Raw genomic sequence first — 1,307 nt, 5'->3', positions numbered from 1 at the left:
TTTTAATGGTGAGGCAGCAGCAATAGTTACCGCCCTTTCTTCATCATCCCGACCTAATCCACGGATTAAACCTTCTATATTCTTATGCTGATCATGACCTTGAGATAGATTATTTTGTTTCTCTTCAATAGCAGGGGGATTCTTTATCTCAGCAAGTTCAAGTTGATGATTTAAACTTGTGAAAGCACTTTTCACGCTAGAAAATGCATCCGCTACATTCTTAGAACTTTCCTTCTTAGAACTTTCCTTACCCGTAAGTGCAGTATCAAGTGCAGGTTGCGTTTGAAACTTAATATTAGGATTTAAATTTCTGAAAGCATCTTCATCCTTAGAACTTTCCCTACCCGCAAATGCAGTCTCAAGCGCAGTATCAAGTGCAAGTTGCGTTTGAAACTTAATATTAGGATTTAAATTTTTGAAGGCATCTTCATCCTCTATAAATGCAGAGCCACTATCTTTATATAATTTACTGCCAACAACATAGGCTGGTGGAATGGCTTTAAGCACATTTGTACCGCCACTAAAACCGCTTGATATGTTATTAAAAATCTGAGTATTAGCAGAAACAGGAGAAATATTTGATAAAAAGATAATCACTGAAGCCAATGAAAGCGCTTTAATAAAAAGTAATTGATAAAGCGAGAAAGAATTTTTAAAATCATTCACCACTGGCGCTTTTGATGTGGTATATAATTTTTTCATAACAAATTCTCCAAGTAAAAAAACATATTCAGAACATAAAAAAAACACATTTCAGCGCTAGGGATGATTTTGTGGTGTGGTTTTGTTTGTTCTTTACAAAGTTTAGGTTTGTCGCAGAGACGAACGGAAGTAATTAGAACTCTGGCAAGGCTGCGATTAAGGTTGATTAGCGATTTGGTTAATGGGTGTTTGATTTTTTTCGCCTTTAAGAAGGGTTCTCTTTTTGCAACAAAATTTCTGAATTTGAGGGGGAGGAAATAGATAGAACGGATATGATGAAGGCATGTTTGTATGCTATTGTTAGATCTGCGGTTTATAGTTTTTAAAGTGAAAGAGATCATTTTGTATGCTTAAGAGGCTATAAGGTATAGTTGCGGAAAAAGGTTAAGTTGTCCGGCGAATGATTTAGAGTATTTGTTGTGAAATCATTGCGCTTTTATCGTAGGGATAAGCGACATACTCTCGAGTTTTAGATTTTTTCGCTTGAAGAGCTTTAAAATAAAACGAGGATAGTTGTGTGATTTTTTCATGATCCGTCGCACCTCCCTTTGCGAGAACTTTTTCTGTTTTTACCAGAATGAGTCTTACTAAAGACTATTTTTATA

The 1,307-nt window shown here is 35.4% G+C and carries 1 protein-coding gene; it reads right to left on the bottom strand.

The genetic code is table 11. The features are described 5' to 3' along the window. The coding region (locus tag ACFIKB_RS09030) for a hypothetical protein (protein WP_375653414.1) at positions 1–702 on the bottom strand (702 nt) is incomplete at its 3' end. Positions 703–1,307: the final 605 nt, after the last annotated feature.

Source organism: Bartonella sp. MR110HLJHH (assembly GCF_042194225.1).
Taxonomy (GTDB): Bacteria; Pseudomonadota; Alphaproteobacteria; order Rhizobiales; family Rhizobiaceae; genus Bartonella; species Bartonella grahamii.
Note: the sequence above shows the minus strand (reverse complement) of the source record. Positions and strands in the feature narration are given on the sequence as shown.